Raw genomic sequence first — 16,333 nt, forward strand, 5'->3', positions numbered from 1 at the left:
GGCAAAGTTGAGGGAAGGTCATTTTGTCATGCAGAATCGTGCCGTCCTCAGCACGAAGACTGAAAACGGGCTTGTTCCATGCTTTTACCAAAAGGCCGATTTGCCCGTGCAGTTGCAGCAGATGGGAATCGTGTGGTATGTCGGGCAGCTTGTCGGTGCTTTTAACTTCCAGAATCCGTATGGCATTAACGGGCGCACCCCAGACCAGCACAAAATCAAGATGGGCTTTGATAGGTACGCCCTGATGCTGCCAGTTGATCTCAAGCTGGGGCAGTACATGGAGGCCCTGCGATGCCAGAGCTTGCCCAACCCCAGATTCGAACCAGTGCCCGCGCTGCAGCGTAAGCAGCCGTTCCAGGCTGTTTGTGGTGGGCATCACCTTTCTGGCCAACGCAGCCCGGGGGCATTCCCAGTGCTGGCCAATGTCACTCATACCAATGTAGCTGGAACGGTCGCCCAGCAGGGCCAGTGTGTCTTTGTGGGCAACGGCTTGCAGGCCCTGTCTGATTAGCGCCCTCAATCCTTCCGTGCGGTTCTTCTGCTCCATGGTTTAGTCTCCATAAACGTGAAAGGGCCGCCATCAGGCAGCCCTTTCACTCGATATTTTGATTTTTGCTATGCGGCGTCAACATACTTCCACCACAATTTTCTCTGCGGGTTCCAACGGAAGCCCGAACCGGTAAGTAATTCTTTTTTGGCCTGCGTGTTGCCGGTGGCAATGATGCAAGGACGTCCGTCTTGGGCTGTAACTTGCTGGTAGGTGACACCTTCCAGCGGCGGGAGATTCTCAAGGCTTGCTGGCGGTCGATTTGAGGGGTCTGAAATGTTGTTTGCGGTAGATGGGTTGCGTTGTCGCTCTTTTTGTGATTCGGGGGCGTTTACGGGCAATTTGGGGCGGGTGAACGATTTTTTGCAATTTTTAGCCCCTTCGCCATCGTCATCTTCCGTAACCATGCCCAACATGGCGGTTAGAGCGTAGCGACGGGCGTAGGTTATTGCCGATCCCATGCCCTGCGGGTCGGCTTTGGGCAGAGGCACCACCGCAAGGGAACTTTGCCACTGACCAGACTCTGCATGTGTCAGTTTTGTAACCAGCCCTAATGAGTTGGGCTGTTCCACAGGCACAGGATACTGGCACAGCCAGATGCCATTTTCGATAAGAGCATCACGGCAGGCGTCCATGACGCTGTTGAGGCTAGCGTACCAGCTTTTGGTGAAGGGATTTTCAGCGTCCTTGGCAATAGGTTGTACGGTTCGCTGCACGTTGAGCAGGGCCTTGGCCAGATCGGTAATGTTTTCTGATTGGTATTGGTTCATATTTGCCCCCCAAAAATGAAATAATTCCTGTCCTATTTGTGGCCTGGCAGGACCCGTGATGTGTTTAGGAAGGCAGCTCTGACCTTTTCAATAATGTTATATATAGCTGAATTTTAATGAATTACATAAATTTATTTTTATCTTGCGATACTAGCCCGACGCAAAAAGTCATTAGCACTAATCTAGTGAAATATGCGTAGAGCATTCTGCGCATCCGACAGGATCATTATAGTATTTCAAGGCATTTTTCTCTCTTATGATTGCTATCATGAAAAGAATTTTTCACAGCTAATCAACTTGTTGTTCTGTGTGTTGCGCTACAGTATCTTATACTTGTAATATTGCTAAAAAGCGTAGTTCGCATTTACATTGCTCAAATTATGAATATCAATATTATTGGCATCTTACCGTAACAAAAGTTTTTAATCACGATTGTGCAACTATTCAAGCTTATGAAATTCTCTTGACCGTTCACAGTTCCCTTGTGCTTCAACCTTTCCCGCAACGATGTTGGGCTGATATCCAAATTCAAAGGGACGTTCAATCCTAAGAGGCATCTGTCTGAGGACAAAACGCACATCGCCGTGGCCAGGAACTCAGTAATACTTTAGGTTGGCACGACAAATTGTGGCGCAATCCCGGCTTTTCGTTGCCAGACCTCCCTCCGCCACATCTCCTTTTTGCCCAGTCTACAAACATATCCATCGTCGCCAGCCTCCAAGATGATATAAAAAACCAGCTACTGCAAATAGTTATGATAAAAATGAGATCTAAATCGCACGTAAAAGCTCTGCGATGAATAACTCCTGACGCGCCGTGAAACTCGCTGCCTTGACACGAATTACGGCATTAAGTTAGTAAACACTTACCAACTTAATGGAGGGGCAATGGGCATTAGAAAAAGCAGTACGGCCAGAAAATCCGAAATTGTTGCCGCAACGCTGTCATTGGTTGCCGAACTGGGGCCGGGGGGTGTGAGCACCCAGGCTGTGGCCGACCGTGTTGGCATTACCCAGGCTGGTGTGTTTCGTCATTTTTCCACAAAGCAGGATCTTTGGCTTGCGGTGGCTGAGTGGCTGATAACAGAAGCAAAAAAACGTTGGGAAGAAGCCTGTAAAACAGAAGTAAGCGCTTTTGAAAAAATAAAAAAAGTCATTGGCGCGCATTTAGAGTTTGTTCAACATACACCAGCGCTGCATTCCCTCATATTCTCACGCGAGTTGCATGCACAAAATGATTTATTGCGTCAGGCTTTTAACTCGATGGCCTCCGACTTTAATAATTTATTGGCCGAACTATCCAGACAAGCTCAGATAGATCGCGATTTGTCTTGCGTGTTTACCCCACAGGAAATAGCCAGTCTCCTTTTAACCTTGGCATCAGGTCTTGCCACGCGGTGGTCGCTCGGCGGCCGCACTTTTGACCTTGCAACAGAAAGCCGTCGGCTTCTGGAAATTTTGCTACATGGCATGCACGGGGCATGCTGACAGGCAAAGGAATAATTCATGCCCAAATTTAACAGAATGATTCTATCAACGGCATTTATTGGCATAATTGCCGTTGTCGTGCCGAGTTACATGTATTTTCACCCCGTTGCTGTCCAGGTCATTGAACCGATTCCAGAGGCGCAAATTCAGGTATTTGGCCTTGGAACGGTGGAGGCGAAAGTCAAATCAAACGTGGGGTTCAAGGTAAACGGGATTCTGCGTGAATTAAAGGCTGACCACGGCGATGTTGTAAAGAAGGGCCAGGTTCTGGCTGTTCTGGACAACGTGGAACAAGAAAATCAGGTGGCCAAGGCTTTGGCAAACCTGGAAAAGGCCAGAGCCAACCTAAATATTGCGAAGGCCAATTTTCAAAAATCGCGCATTAACCTTGCGTTGAAGCAGCAACAAAGCAATCGCCGCCATATGTTGAAACAACAAAACGCGGTCACAGTTGAAGAAGTTGAGGTATCGCTTGCCACAACCAAAACAGCTGAAGCCGAAGTGGATTTGGCTGGAGCTGAGGTTGCAGCAGCCGCCGCAAGTTTAAGGGATGCAGAGGTTCAAGTCAGTTTATCAAAGGAAGTGCTGTCTCAGCATTTTCTAACGGCACCGTATGACGCCATGATCATAAGCCGTCACGCTGAAATGGGCACAATGCTGCAAACCGGGGAACCAGCTTTCACGCTGGTGGATCCCTGCTCGGTATGGGTTCGCGCCTTTGTCGACGAGGCAAAGGCTGGACATATAGAGGTTGGTCAGCCGGCTGAGGTTCGCCTACGGTCCCTTCCTGGGCAGCGATTTGTCGGCAGGGTCGCGCGGGTGGATCTGGAAAGTGACAGAATAGGCGAAGAACGGCGTATTTACGTGACCTGGGGGAATTGCCCGCGTGATTTTCACCTGGGCGAGCAGGCCGAGGTGGTCATTTCAACTGATCTTTTGAATGACGTGGTGCTGGTTCCGGAAACCCAGATTTCTGAGCGGAATGGTAACAGTGGAGAGGTTTGGACGTTGGAGAACGGCACACTCCATCTGCGCCGATTGAGCTTTGGGCAAGGCACGCTTGAAGGCTCTCTGCCGGTGATCCAGGGATTGCCCGAAGCAAGCCAGGTAGTTGCTACTCCGTCGCCCAGCTTACGGCAAGGCCGTAGAGCGGTAATACTGCCACGGAGCATTCCATGAATCTGGCGGCGCATGATATCCGGCACAATTTGGGGAGATTCTCGCTGACGTGCCTGGGGCTCAGCCTGCTTTTGGGTCTTGTGCTATCGATGGTCGGCATTTATCGCGGCCTGGTTGAAGAAGCGTTGTCTTTGTCCAGAGCGCCTGAGGCCGATCTGTGGGTAGTGGAGGCTGGAAAAAAAGGTCCTTTCGCTGAATCGTCAAGAATACCTGGTGATACCAGGGAAATAATTGCCAGCCTGTCTACGGTGGCCGCATCAGGCTCTATAACCTATCAATCAGTTGAAACTACGCACAACGAAAAAAAGATCAGGCTTTACATGGTGGGATATGAGCCAGGGAGACCAGGAGAACCCGCGAATACAATCGCGGGGCGTTTTATAACCCGTGGTCACTATGAAATGTTGGCTGACATCAAGAGCGGGCTAAGTTTGGGCGAAGAGGTTCGCTTGGGGCGAAACACGTTTGTTGTGGTGGGGTTGACCCAAAACCAGGTTTCTTCGGGCGGTGACCCTGTGGCCTATATTACGTTGCAGGACGCGCAACGCCTGCAATTTGAACTGGAGCCCCCGGTTGCGCGGCGGGAAGCCGAGCGTGGCACCGCGCCAGCCAGCAGGGATATCATCAACGCGGTGGTTGTTAAAGTTGCGACAGGAGCAAATCCAGAGAGGGTCGTACAGTCCGTTAGCCGCTGGAAACATCTCACGGGGTTAAGCCAGTCAATTCAGGAGGATATCTTGATAAAATCGGTGGTCGACAAATCTCGCCGCCAGATCGGGCTTTTCACTGTCGTGTTGCTTGCCGTTTCTTCCGTCATCATTTCACTTCTTATTTATACCATGACCATGGATAAAAGGCGCGAGATAGCCACGCTCAAATTGATTGGCGCTCCAGACAGCATCATTGTTGGGCTTATTGTTCAGGAAGCTGTAGCCATGGCTGTGATCGGTTTTTCCTTGGGAGCCTTGCTTATCAGGCTTACCAAGAACTATTTTCCCCGGCAGGTAATCCTTATGCCAGAGGACGGATTGTCTTTGGCCTGCGCAGTGCTGATTTTATGTGTGCTTGCCAGTGGCATGGGTGTGCGCCTTGCGCTGAAAATTGAGCCTGCCGTAGCTTTGGGAGGATAGAATATGTCCAACCACAGAATGCCGCTGGTCAACATTCAGAACCTTTCAAAATCATTTGGGCAGGGCGATGCGCAAGTTGACGCCCTAAAGCAAATTTCGTTGCAGGTGTATCCGGGTGAGGTTGTTGGATTGCTTGGCCCGAGCGGTTCCGGCAAAAGTACCCTGCTCAATATCATTGGGTGCATCCTGGAGCCAAGCAGCGGGCGCATGGAACTCGATGGACAGCTTGTTTATGACGGGGGATGGCGGCAGAAGGATTTACGCCGTCTGCGGTTGGACAGCATTGGTTTTATATTCCAGTTTCACAATCTGCTGCCTTTTTTAAATGCCGCTGAAAACATTGCCATTGTTTTAGAACTTGCCAAAGTTTCACCAGATGCAGCCCGCCAACGCGCGATGGATTTGTTAAAATATCTGCAGGTTGAGCACAGAAGTGAAACGGCGCCGTCACGGCTTTCTGGCGGAGAAGCCCAGCGGGTCGCCATTGCCCGGGCATTGGCCAACAAGCCCCGAATTATTCTCGCTGACGAACCCACCGCTGCCCTAGATTCAGAACGCGCTGGCGTTGTGATGGATTTGTTTCGCAAAGTAGCCGCAGAGCAAAACGCCACGGTATTGGTTGTAACCCACGATGAAAAAATTTTTGATCGTTTTGATCAAACATTTTACCTCCGGGACGGCAAACTGGTGCAGGATGACTGAGGCGGCTCTGTTGCCCATCCGTATTCGGAGCGAAGAGGCATTTTGCAAGCCCCAGCTGTAGCACGAGAGCACTGGTTTTTTTGCAGGGTCAAGGAAGCGCATACCCCGCACTTTTGGGCATGACAGTTTGATACATGCCGAACATATCGCGTTGCAGCACCTTGCTGCAGGTCGGATAAAGACCATTACCGTAAACTGCTCTTTGAAACCAAACTGATGGAGCGAACGTCCGGTTTTATACTGCTCTTTTAGTTTTTGAAAAAATGTCTGGGATTCATAAATAGAATTTGAGAGAAAAATGTTGTAGCATGGCTTATGTTCAAAATCTCCTTGAGGCGCGATGCTTTTTGCAACTTTTTTGTATCATAACTATTCGAAATTCTGACGATAGTTATATATCCATAGCCGGGAAGCATTAATATCAATCACTCAGAGCATGTATTACCGCTGGAGAAACCCATTTTTGGACAATGCCGCCCAGATTTTCGAAACAGCCACGACAAACCGTCGGGAAGAACGTCTTGCGGCAGAGGTAAGCCACCGGTATGTGAAAACAGGTCTATGTGCACTTCTTTACGTTCGTGAAAAAGTAGGAGCACACGCCCGGCAGTTTTTGCAAAATACCGCGCAATAGCTGGCGCAGGGCGTTCCCCTTGGTGTGAAAACACTCCAACCAGTTAATTTCTTGGAGGCGTACCATGAACATCACAGCCGACATGAAGGTCAGCGACATTGCACTGGCCGACACACGATTGCGTGAAGCTTTAGAGACCATGGGCATAGATACCTGCTGCGGCGGGCAAAAGCCCTTGCGGGATGCCGCACTTGCCATCGCCCACCCTGTGGAAAATGTTGTGCAGGAGCTGCACAAGGCTCTGGAACGCCCCCTGCCCCTGCGCGCACCACAAAAAGACTGGCGCGCCGTTCTCCCCTGCGAATTGTGTCGCCACATTGTGGATACGCACCATGCCTACCTGTACAGCACTCTCCCCCATCTTCAGGAGCTCTTGGACAAGGTACGCAAGGCCCATGCCGAGCGGCACGGTGCCATGCTGACCGAAGTAGCCCGCAGCTTTGAGCCCCTGCGCCAGGAGCTGCTGGGGCATCTGCCCAAAGAGGAAAACATTCTCTTCCCCCTTATTTGCGCACTGGAACAACAGACCGCTGGCGGCCCCCCCGCCCAATCGCACTGCGGCTCGGTGCGTAATCCCATAGGCCAGATGATTTATGAACACGAAGGGGCGGGTAGGTTGCTGGAGGCCCTGCGCAAGACCACACAGAACTACGCAGTGCTGCCGGACTTCTGCACCTCATTCAGGGCCCTGTACGATGGTCTGCAACAACTTGAAGCTGATCTTCACGAGCATATCTTTCTGGAAAACAACATTCTTTTTCCCAAGGCGATAAGTTTGGAGGAACAGGTACGGACAACATAACTGTACCGCAGTACCTGCGTGAAGATGGCGTATGATAAGACAGGAAAATTGCTAATCTTCACGTGCCCTTCACCTTTGAGCGACTGCGCGGAAGGAGACGAACGTGGTCATGCTGGCTCTGGCGTCCATGGGCGTGCTTCAGCCAACATCATCATGTTCATATCGTCGCACTGTTTTCGCATCCCTTTGCAGATTTTTTATGCAAGTTACTTAAGTTATAGTGTTTTGTCTGGAAGTGATGGGTATTGGGCGTTGCTCACTCTTCACCGCAACCGTGCAGCAGGCTATGCTATATCCCTTCGATTTCTTTATGCCCACGCTGCTGCGCTCGTTATTCACCACGCCTGTATGCCCCACGCATGGCTACTGCACTATGTGGCGCTACTGAGCCTCGTGCTCTCTGCCGTCTAATTTTTGCAGTGCATTTTGCATGATGGGGTAGGAATACGCAAAAGGCTTCTCGTCCGCTCCCCCTGAGTTTTATATATCTGGCAACACTGCCATTGGTGGCGCGGCTCTTTCAAAGTAAACAGGTTAGCCTGTAACTGGCATTGAAGGAGTATCTATGAGTTTTGCCCTCAAACGCATCTACGACCAACCCTTGGCCGCAGACGGCCTGCGCATTCTGGTGGACCGCATCTGGCCGCGCGGCATGACAAAGGAAGAAGCCCGTGTGGAGCTCTGGCTCAAGGAAATTGCCCCCTCTACGGAGCTGCGCAAATGGTTTGCCCACGACCCTGCAAAATGGACGACATTTCGAGAGCGCTACTTCGTGGAGTTGAGCCATGCCCCGGATGCGGTAGCGCAGCTGCGCACGTTGGCGGAGCATCAGTTGGTGACACTGCTACACGCCGCAAAGGACGACAAGCATAACAACGCCGTGGCTCTACTGGAATATATATGCCGACACGCCGGGTAATCTTGCCCGCACTTTACGGTTTTTGTGAGCGTAATCATCGCTGCACAACCGCCAACATGTTCAATAGTCAGCACCACTGACACACAGTGGAAAGCCCATTGCGCTGACGCCGCCGTCTGCGCATCCCAAGGAGCATATATGAGACACTCCGGAAGACAAGCGCTGCGCCAGCTCGGTCTGCGGCTGCGTGAACTGGGGCAGAATCTCTTGCACCGCAAGGATTATGCCGAGCGTAAGGGTGGTCGCCAGTGGGAAGACTATTATCGCCGCCGCTGGCAATACGACAAGGTGGTGCGCTCCACGCATGGGGTTAACTGCACCGGATCCTGCTCTTTTGATGTCTTTGTCAAGGACGGGGTTATTGTGTGGGAAGCGCAAAAAACCGACTACCCCTCGGCCCATCCCGACTTCCCCGACTACGAACCTCGCGGCTGCCCGCGTGGCGTTTCCGCATCGTGGTATGTGTACAGTCCCCTGCGCGTGCGACATCCGCTCATCCGGGCCGACCTGTTGCAACGCTGGCGTACGGCTCTTGCCGCCACGGGACCTGTCTCTGATCCCGTTTTGGCATGGGCCCGCCTCATGGACGATACCGCCGCCCGAGCCCAAAGCCATGCCCGGCGGGGCAAGGGCGGTTTTGTGCGCGTATCGTGGGAAGAGGCGGAAACCATGATAGCCGCCGCGCTGGTGCATACCATCAAGAAATACGGCCCTGACCGCGTTTTCGGTTTTACCCCCCTGCCCGCCATGTCCATGGTGGGTTTTGCCTCTGGGGCACGCTTCTTCAATCTGCTGGGTGGCAGCATGATCAGCTTTTATGACTGGTATTGCGATCTGCCCCCTGCCTCCCCGCAAATCTGGGGCGACCAAACCGACGTACCCGAAAGCGCCGACTGGTACAATGCGGGCTATATCATTGCATGGGGTTCCAATATTCCTCTGACGCGCACGCCGGATGCACATTTTTATGTGGAAGCCCGCTATCGCGGGACCAAGATCGCCGCAGTGTCGCCCGACTATGCCGACTACGCAAAATTTGCAGACCACTGGCTGCCTGCCAAGGCGGGTACTGACGCGGCCCTGGCGCTTGCCATGGCCCGCGTGGTTCTCAATGAATGCTATCTTGCCCGCCGCGTGCCCGCATTTGAGGACTACGCGCTGCAATTCACAGACCTGCCCTGTCTGGTGCTGCTGGAAGAGCAGGACGGCGCGCTTCTGGCAGGGCGCTTTGTACGTGCCGATGATGTTGGACGACAGGGCAACAATCCCCAGTGGAAAACTGTTGTTTATGACCAGAACCGTAAGGCTCCCGCCGTACCCAATGGCAGCATCGGCACGCGTTATGGCGAGCAAGGCACATGGAATCTACGTTTACAGGATTGTGAAGACGGCAAAGAGCTGGCCCCGGTGCTGAGCCTTGCCGAACCTTTTGTGGGAAATTCGGACTTTACTCCCGTGAGGGCCACGGTGCATTTCCCTCGCTTTGACGCCGAAAGCCCCGCCCTGCGATCCATGGATATACCCTGCGCCAGAATGAAAATAATGGGGCGGGAACGGCTGGTGACCACGGTCTTTGATCTGCTGACGGCAGACCTTGGCCTGTCCCGCTATGCAGATCAAAAAGATGATGTGTACGCCTCGCCGGAATGGCAGACGCCCATCACCGGCGTGCCTGCGGAGCAGGCCGTACGCGTTGCGCTGGAATTTGCCCGCAATGCCGAGCAAACCGGCGGCAAATCCATGATTATCATGGGCGCGGGCATCAACCACTGGTATAACAACGACCTGACCTATCGCGCCATTCTGGCGCTCACTACCCTGTGCGGCTGCCAGGGCGTAAATGGCGGCGGCTGGGCCCACTATGTGGGGCAAGAAAAGGTACGCCCCCTGTCGGGCTGGACCACCGTGTCCATGGCTTCGGACTGGATAGAACCACCGCGTCTGCAAAATGGCACGTCTTTCTATTATTTTGCCACTGACGCATGGCGTTACGAGCTGCTGGACATGAAGGCTATGTGCCCGCCAGCCCTAAATAATGGCCTGTCCAATTCCCTGCCAGCCCATCCGGCGGACTGCAATGCCAAGGCTGTGCGCATGGGCTGGCTGCCCTTCTACCCACAATTTAACGAAAACCCGCTGGAGGTTTGCCACAAGGCCCAAGAAGCTGGAGCCACGACACCAGATGACATGATCCACCATGCAGTTCAGCGCCTCAAGTCGGGCGACTTGGACATGGCCGTGCACGCGCCGTCCAGTGCATCCAACGTGCCGCGCTTCATGATGTTTTGGCGCACCAATCCGCTGGGTTCCAACGTAAAGGGGCACGAATACTTTCTACGGCATTTACTCGGTACGGAAAATGCCGTTCGCGGTGAGGAGTCCGCACACTACCCTGAAAGTGTAAGCACTCAATCCCACAGTATAAGTGACAAGACGAATGCGGACATGGGCGGCAAGCTGGATCTGGTGGTCACCTCGGATTTTCGCATGAGCACAACCTGCCTGTATTCGGACATCGTGCTCCCTGCTGCTCACTGGTATGAATGCCACGACCTCTCCAGCACAGACATGCACCCCTTTATCCACCCATTCACCCAGGCCACAGACCCAGCGTGGGAATCACGTGAAAACTGGGATATGTTCAAGGGCATTGCCGAAGCTTTTTCGCGTATGGCCCAAAAACATCTGGGCACGCGCCACGACATCGTGGCCGCGCCGCTGCAGCACGACACCCCTGGCGAAATCGCTCAGCCTCTGGGCGAAGTTCGGGACTGGTACCTGGGCGAATGCGACCCTGTGCCAGGCAAAACCATGCCCAATCTGCGCATTGTAACGCGCCATTACGGGGATATCGCAGCCATGCACAGCGCTCTCGGCCCCAATATTGCCCGCCCCGGCGGCATGGGGGCCAAGGGGGTACGCTGGGACGGAACCGAGGAACACGAATACCTCAAATCGCTACTGGGCGTGGTACGCGAAGAGAATTGCGCCTGCGGCCTGCCCCGATTGTTCAGTTCCAAGGACGTTTGTGAAACCATCCTTGCCCTCTCACCCGAAAGCAATGGCCGCGTGAGCCTTCGTTCGTGGGAGGGGCTGGAAAAACAGACTGGCACGACCCTGCGCCAGCTTTCCGTCCCACACGAGGGCACACGCCACACCCTTGGCTCCATCACCGCCCAGCCAGGGAGGGCGCTGAACAGCCCCACATGGAGCGGTATTGAGGAGGAAGGCACGCCCTACTCCCCCTTCACACAGAACCTGCGTTTCCTGTTGCCCTTCCACACCCTCAGCGGGCGGCAGCATTTCTATCTGGACCATCAGTGGATGCGCGCTATGGGCGAAAGTTTACCGGTATTCCGTAATCCCCTGCCACTGGCCCTCTTTGGCGAAACAACAGGCCGCCACATCCCCCGCGTGGAGGGCGACCTGGTACTCAATATGCTCACTCCGCACAGCAAGTGGTCCATCCACTCGACCTATTCCGACAATCTTATCATGCGCACCCTGTCGCGCGGGGGCGGGGAAATATGGATCAACCACGAGGATGCTGCGCGTGCTGGCATTGACGATAACCAATGGCTGGAATGCTACAATGCCAACGGCGTATTCATGGGGCGGGCACTGGTGAACCACCGCATTCCACAGGGCAGCGTGTTCATCCACCACGCGCAAGAGCGTCACCTGCACACGCCGATCTCCCCGCTTTCCGGCATGCGCGGCGGCACGCACAACAGCCTCACCCGCACCTTTGTCAAACCCACGCAGATGATAGGCGGCTACGCCCAGCTTAGCTATGGGTTCAACTATTACGGGCCCACGGGCTGCCAACGTGACGAACAGGTGGTCATTCGCAAAGCCGGAGAGGTTACATTCCATGAAAATTAAAGCGCAAATGGGCATGGTGCTGAATCTGGACAAGTGCCTTGGCTGCCACACATGCAGCATACCCTGCAAGAACGCGTGGACCACGGCACGGGGCAGCGAGTATATGTGGTTTAACCATGTAGAAACCAAGCCCGGTGTGGGCTATCCCAAACAGTGGGAACGGCGCGACACCTCCCCCTCAGGCTGGGAATTGGGTAAGAACGGCCCTGTGCTGGCGGGCGGAGGCAAGCTGGGACGGCTGGCGTCGCTCTTCGGCAATACGGCCCAACCGGGCATGGAGCAGTATTACGAGCCGTGGACCTACGACTACGCACACCTGGCCAAGAGCGGCCCCACGCGCCATCAGCCACAGGCTGAAGCGGTATCCGCCATCTCCGGACAGCCCATGACCCCCGCCGCCGGGCCCAATTGGGAGGGCGATCTCGCGGGTACACATATCACCGGGCTGGACGATCCCAACTTTACTGGCTTGCAGGCCGAAGCCCTGCTGCGCTTTGAGCGGGTCTTCATGATGCACCTGCCGCGCCTGTGCGAACACTGTTTGCATCCGGCCTGTGTGGCGTCCTGCCCCTCGGGAGCTATCTACAAGCGCGACGAGGACGGAATTGTGCTGGTAGACCAGAGCCGCTGTCGGGGCTGGCGGCAATGTGTGGGAGCGTGTCCTTATAAAAAGGTGTATTTTAACTGGAATACGCACAGGGCCGAAAAATGCCTGTTTTGCTACCCGCGAGTGGAAAGCTCCCAGGCCCCCCTGTGTGCCCAGAGCTGCCCCGGACGCATACGCTATGTGGGGGTCATGCTGGTGGATGTGGACGCTGTGCAGCAAGCGGCTGCGCAGCCAGAGGCGACGGATATGTATGAAGCGCAGATGAAACTCTTCCTTGATCCTCACGATGCGGCCATCGCGCGGCAGGCCGAACGCGATGGCGTACCCCATGCGTGGATTCAGGCAGCGCAACGCTCACCTGTGTACAAACTGGCTGTGGAATGGCGCGTGGCCCTGCCTCTGCATCCCGAATTCCGCACTCTGCCCATGGTCTGGTATATACCGCCCGCCAGCCCCCTCAACGCCCTTGCGGGAGGAGAACAGCACGAAGCGGAAGAAAGCTGGGCCGATCCCGATAACATGCGCATTCCCCTGCGCTACCTCGCCAATCTCTTCACTGCCGGGGACGAAGCACCTGTACGCCGCGCTCTGGAAAAACTTATGGCCCTGCGCCGCCACATGCGCAATCAGCGGCTGGACAGACAGACACAGGATCGGCAAGTGGAGCCCGAAACAGGCCTCACTACCACTGTGGCAGAGGATATGTACCGCCTGCTGGCAGTTGCCCGCCACGAAGACCGCTATGTAATACCCTCCGCCCACCGTGAGGAGGCTCAGGGAGAAGACGCGGAGCATCTCAAGGGCTGCACGGGTTTCACCGATATTCACGGGGGGCTGCGCTCATGACCGAAGAACAGTGTTTGGCCTTGACGGCTCTCTCCGCGCTGCTGCGCTATCCTGACGAGCAGTTGCACAACTTTGTCCGGGAAGATGACACCGTCCACATGCTAGCAGAACTGTGCCCCGAGGCGGCGGTCTTTGCGCAGGCACTGGGTGCTACGGATATTGTAACCGCCCAGCAGGCCTATGTGCAGGCCTTTGATATGGACGCCGGGTGCAGCCTGCATCTGGCATGGCATGTGTACGGCGATTCCCCATGTCTGGGCCGGGGGTTGGCAGCCCTGCTGGAACTATACAGCGACGCAGGATTTCAGCCCCTGCCCGGAGAAACGCCAGATTCCCTGCCGCTCATGTTGCAATTCATGGCACAGGCTCCCGCGTGGGCACGGGAAATTTTGAGCGGAAAATTCGCCCCGGTGGCCGAAAAGGTCGCGAAAAACACCGCCAAACATGACACTATCTACACCCCGCTTATGCGGGCCGTTGCCAGGTGCATGGTCATGGGCGCGGCCTCGCCTGAGAATGCCATATCGGAGGAGGTGCAGGCATGAACACCTTTTTCTATGTAATCTATCCCTATGTCTGCCTGAGTATCATGGCGTGCGGCCTGCCCCTGCGCTATCTCTACGCGCCGGGCCAGTGGAATGCACGCTCCAGCCAGTTCTTCGAACGACGCCTACTGCTTTGGGGCTCCACAATGTTCCATGTGGGCATTCTGCTCTCGCTGGGCGGGCATGTAGTGGGGCTGCTCATTCCCTCATCACTGTTTGCCAAAATGGGCATCTCACACGAACTGCATGTGCGCGTGGCTTTTGTGGCCGGGCAGGCAGTGGCACCGCTGGTTCTGACGGGCCTCGGGCTGCTGATCTACCGCCGCCTGTGCCTGCCCACCCTGCGCTGCACCACCTCGGCGGGTGACTGGCTGGCTCTGGCCCTGGTCTGCGTGGCAGCCCTTACTGGGGGCTATCAGGTCTTTGTGGCCCATGTCTCGGCCTTCGACACCGTAGCCCCGTGGGTGCAGAGCGTTCTCGCACTGAGTCCGCAGCCCGAACTTATGCGCGAAGTGCCATTATTCCTGCAAATTCATGTAATTAACGGATTTACACTTGCGGCGGTGCTGCCTTTTACCCGGTTGGTGCATATCTTCTCCGCCCCTGTAACATACCCGGTGGCGGCCCCGGTGCTCTACCGCCAACGTTATGAACACCTGTAGCCAGTGGCGCAACCGGCTGCTGGACATGGTGGCAGAACAGGCTCCGGCCAACTTTGCCATGGTTATGGCCACAGGTATTGTGTCGTTGGCAGTGGCGCAAAGGGGCATGAAAACGGCTGCACTGGCCATGCTGGCCCTGAATGCGGTTCTGCTGCTTTCACTTCTGACCGGGCTGGGCGCGAGGCTCGCACTCTTTCCCCGGCGTGCTCTGCAAGACGCCGCTCACCCTCTTCGCGGTCCCGGCTACTTTACCCTGCCCGCCGCTCTGTGCGTGCTGGGCAGGCAGTGCGGCGTGCTGCTGCCGAACCTGCCGGGAACGCACACAGCGCAGATGCTTTTTTGGCTGGCTGCTATGCTGTGGGCCGTGTTCGTCTGGGGTGTTCTGCTTGCGCGCATCACCAGTGCCAAGGAAAATTCAAGGCAGGATGCCCCCCCGGCCATTAACGGCGCATGGCTGGTGGCAGTAGTAAGCACGCAGGGACTGGTGGTGCTGGGCAGCCATGTATTCCCTGGTGCTCAAGACGCAGACGGCGCGGCGGCTCTGCTGATGGTGGCACTCTTTGGCACGGGATTTGCGCTCTACGGCATGCTCATCAGCATCATCCTGTACCGTCTTGCCTTCTTTCCACTGGCGGCCAAGGATCTCAGCCCCTCTTTCTGGATCAATGCCGGAGCCATGGCTATCACCACTCTGGCGGGCTGTGAGCTGACGCACATGCTGCATGCCAGTTCACAGCTGGCTGCGCTGGCCCCGACATTACAGGGATTGACCATCATGGCATGGGGTCTGTCCACGTGGTGGTTTGGGCTGCTGTTGCCGCTGGGGATATGGAGACACGTGATACAGCGCGTTCCGCTGCGCTACAATCCGGAATATTGGGGGTTGGTCTTTCCCCTTGGCATGTATACGGTGTGTACTGTTTCCCTGCTGGAATTAACGGGGGGGACGTCATTGCAAGCGCTGCCGATGGCAACTCTTGGGGCCGCCCTCTTGGCCTGGACGACAACCTTCTGCGGGTTGGCCCGCTTTGTCTTTTGCCAGATTACGGGGCGTGCCCAAAACCCTCAAGCAACATAGACGGCCACATTGCAGGCGATGTGGGTCATGATGTAGGCGTCACGCCTCTCAAGATTTCTTCTATATCATTTGAGGGTGGGCAGACCACATGGCTGACTCCAGTGATGGTTATCAATTCATTTGGAAAATATCGGCACGGATTAAAAGCGCGACATTCACAAGAGCAATCAATACTGGGACTCCCACCAACGGCTTAATAACTGCAATTGAGGTACCTTTTTTGCATTCATTGGAGGATGTTTCAACTAAAGTTGAAATTTTTAAGAAGAAATTAGCCGCTGCTGGAATACCCTTACAGCGGCTAATTTTAAACGCCTGAATGATTTTAAAATTCGGTAGTGTCCAGAATTTTTCGCACATTTTGTAGCAGCCAATCGATGAAGCCTGGAATCTACCTGGCATCGAATGCCCTGGTTTTAAACCGATATCTCTTGGTTCATGTTCATATACCGTTGCGTACCCCACTTTTGGCCTGCCATATAGCGCAGGCGGGCAGCCACCAACATCAGGGCAGCGTGACCATCCGGAAAACTGCCCACT

General features: G+C 54.9%; 13 protein-coding genes and 1 pseudogene. 11 read left to right on the forward strand and 3 right to left on the reverse strand.

The annotated features are described in order from the left end of the window. Both ACE3NW_RS11340 and ACE3NW_RS11345 read right to left on the reverse strand, forming a co-directional pair. Positions 1-547 (reverse strand): annotated as a pseudogene (locus ACE3NW_RS11340) (hypothetical protein); the annotation flags it as partial. Between the two features lie 68 nt (positions 548-615). After that, positions 616-1,317, reverse strand: a complete 702-nt coding sequence (locus ACE3NW_RS11345) for an ERF family protein (protein WP_374283472.1) — start codon at positions 1,315-1,317, stop codon at positions 616-618. A gap of 887 nt (positions 1,318-2,204) precedes the next feature. Here ACE3NW_RS11345 and ACE3NW_RS11350 point away from each other — a divergent pair. From ACE3NW_RS11350 to ACE3NW_RS11400, 11 genes are all read left to right on the forward strand, one after another. After that, a complete protein-coding gene (locus ACE3NW_RS11350) occupies positions 2,205-2,804 on the forward strand; it encodes a TetR/AcrR family transcriptional regulator (protein ID WP_374283474.1) in 600 nt (199 codons plus the stop codon). 18 nt (positions 2,805-2,822) lie between these two features. Then, on the forward strand, positions 2,823-3,983 hold the full coding sequence (locus ACE3NW_RS11355) for an efflux RND transporter periplasmic adaptor subunit (protein WP_303192895.1): 1,161 nt from the start codon (positions 2,823-2,825) through the stop codon (positions 3,981-3,983). Next, positions 3,980-5,113: an ABC transporter permease gene (locus tag ACE3NW_RS11360; RefSeq protein WP_303192894.1), complete on the forward strand. Its 1,134-nt coding sequence runs from the start codon at positions 3,980-3,982 to the stop codon at positions 5,111-5,113. Before ACE3NW_RS11355 ends, ACE3NW_RS11360 begins: the two co-directional genes overlap by 4 nt. A 3-nt stretch (positions 5,114-5,116) precedes the next feature. Next, positions 5,117-5,815 carry an ABC transporter ATP-binding protein gene (locus ACE3NW_RS11365; RefSeq protein WP_303192893.1) on the forward strand — a complete coding sequence of 233 codons (699 nt, stop codon included), beginning with the start codon at positions 5,117-5,119 and terminating at the stop codon, positions 5,813-5,815. A gap of 698 nt (positions 5,816-6,513) precedes the next feature. Next, positions 6,514-7,251 (forward strand): DUF542 domain-containing protein, encoded by a 738-nt coding sequence (locus tag ACE3NW_RS11370; protein ID WP_303192892.1) that lies wholly within the window; start codon positions 6,514-6,516, stop codon positions 7,249-7,251. 565 nt (positions 7,252-7,816) lie between these two features. Then, positions 7,817-8,170, forward strand: coding sequence for a DUF488 domain-containing protein (locus tag ACE3NW_RS11375; RefSeq protein ID WP_303192891.1), 354 nt, complete (start codon positions 7,817-7,819; stop codon positions 8,168-8,170). A gap of 138 nt (positions 8,171-8,308) precedes the next feature. Continuing rightward, positions 8,309-12,055: a nitrate reductase subunit alpha gene (locus tag ACE3NW_RS11380; protein ID WP_374283478.1), complete on the forward strand. Its 3,747-nt coding sequence runs from the start codon at positions 8,309-8,311 to the stop codon at positions 12,053-12,055. Next, the gene (gene narH / locus ACE3NW_RS11385; RefSeq protein ID WP_374283480.1) at positions 12,045-13,508 is read left to right on the forward strand and encodes a nitrate reductase subunit beta; all 1,464 of its coding nucleotides are present in this window, start codon (positions 12,045-12,047) and stop codon (positions 13,506-13,508) included. Before ACE3NW_RS11380 ends, narH begins: the two co-directional genes overlap by 11 nt. Further along, positions 13,505-14,053: a nitrate reductase molybdenum cofactor assembly chaperone gene (gene narJ / locus ACE3NW_RS11390; protein ID WP_374283482.1), complete on the forward strand. Its 549-nt coding sequence runs from the start codon at positions 13,505-13,507 to the stop codon at positions 14,051-14,053. Before narH ends, narJ begins: the two co-directional genes overlap by 4 nt. Next, positions 14,050-14,715, forward strand: coding sequence for a respiratory nitrate reductase subunit gamma (gene narI, locus ACE3NW_RS11395; protein ID WP_374283484.1), 666 nt, complete (start codon positions 14,050-14,052; stop codon positions 14,713-14,715). Before narJ ends, narI begins: the two co-directional genes overlap by 4 nt. Beyond that, complete coding sequence (locus ACE3NW_RS11400) at positions 14,702-15,793, forward strand: tellurite resistance/C4-dicarboxylate transporter family protein (RefSeq protein WP_374283486.1); 1,092 nt, start codon at positions 14,702-14,704, stop codon at positions 15,791-15,793. Before narI ends, ACE3NW_RS11400 begins: the two co-directional genes overlap by 14 nt. A gap of 111 nt (positions 15,794-15,904) precedes the next feature. On the opposite strand, the gene ACE3NW_RS11405 is transcribed toward ACE3NW_RS11400, so the two are convergent. Beyond that, positions 15,905-16,333 (reverse strand): hypothetical protein (locus ACE3NW_RS11405; RefSeq protein ID WP_374283488.1); only part of this gene is annotated, 429 nt, incomplete at its 5' end.

The sequence above is a fragment of the Desulfovibrio sp. genome (genome assembly GCF_041907885.1).
Classification (GTDB): domain Bacteria; phylum Desulfobacterota; class Desulfovibrionia; order Desulfovibrionales; family Desulfovibrionaceae; genus Desulfovibrio.

Excerpts from the sequence above, each read along its gene's own strand:
- ACE3NW_RS11345 (WP_374283472.1), bottom strand. The coding sequence starts at position 1,317 with ATGAACCAATACCAATCAGAAAACATTACCGATCTGGCCAAGGCCCTG.
- ACE3NW_RS11350 (WP_374283474.1), top strand. The coding sequence starts at position 2,205 with ATGGGCATTAGAAAAAGCAGTACGGCCAGAAAATCCGAAATTGTTGCC.
- ACE3NW_RS11355 (WP_303192895.1), top strand. The coding sequence starts at position 2,823 with ATGCCCAAATTTAACAGAATGATTCTATCAACGGCATTTATTGGCATA.
- ACE3NW_RS11360 (WP_303192894.1), top strand. The coding sequence starts at position 3,980 with ATGAATCTGGCGGCGCATGATATCCGGCACAATTTGGGGAGATTCTCG.
- ACE3NW_RS11365 (WP_303192893.1), top strand. The coding sequence starts at position 5,117 with ATGTCCAACCACAGAATGCCGCTGGTCAACATTCAGAACCTTTCAAAA.
- ACE3NW_RS11370 (WP_303192892.1), top strand. The coding sequence starts at position 6,514 with ATGAACATCACAGCCGACATGAAGGTCAGCGACATTGCACTGGCCGAC.
- ACE3NW_RS11375 (WP_303192891.1), top strand. The coding sequence starts at position 7,817 with ATGAGTTTTGCCCTCAAACGCATCTACGACCAACCCTTGGCCGCAGAC.
- ACE3NW_RS11380 (WP_374283478.1), top strand. The coding sequence starts at position 8,309 with ATGAGACACTCCGGAAGACAAGCGCTGCGCCAGCTCGGTCTGCGGCTG.
- narH (WP_374283480.1), top strand. The coding sequence starts at position 12,045 with ATGAAAATTAAAGCGCAAATGGGCATGGTGCTGAATCTGGACAAGTGC.
- narJ (WP_374283482.1), top strand. The coding sequence starts at position 13,505 with ATGACCGAAGAACAGTGTTTGGCCTTGACGGCTCTCTCCGCGCTGCTG.
- narI (WP_374283484.1), top strand. The coding sequence starts at position 14,050 with ATGAACACCTTTTTCTATGTAATCTATCCCTATGTCTGCCTGAGTATC.
- ACE3NW_RS11400 (WP_374283486.1), top strand. The coding sequence starts at position 14,702 with ATGAACACCTGTAGCCAGTGGCGCAACCGGCTGCTGGACATGGTGGCA.